Annotated in this window: 1 protein-coding gene; it reads left to right on the top strand. The window is 38.8% G+C overall.

The genetic code is table 11. From position 1 onward, the window contains the following. Positions 1–158 precede the first annotated feature (158 nt). Positions 159–237: flagellar basal body protein (locus Q4548_RS17355; protein ID WP_369281309.1), on the top strand; the 79-nt coding region annotated here is incomplete at its 3' end.

A 237-nucleotide genomic window follows, 5' to 3' on the forward strand; every position in this document is an offset into this window, starting at 1 on the left:
TATCTTACACGTGCGAGTTCAAAATGGAACTAGAAATTTGGTATGTCATTTTTACCGACTTTTTGAACACCCTCTTGTAATTTACTCAAATGGAAAAGCAGTGCCCTGTGGAGGAGGAATGAAACATGTTACGAGGCTTTTATACAGCAGCAAGTGGAATGATATCACAGCAAAGGCAACAGGAAGCTTTAGCGAATAATATTGCAAATGCGAATACACCAGGTTATAAAGCAGATC

The organism is Wenyingzhuangia sp. 2_MG-2023 (assembly GCF_030548295.1).
Lineage (GTDB): Bacteria > Bacteroidota > Bacteroidia > Flavobacteriales > Flavobacteriaceae > Wenyingzhuangia.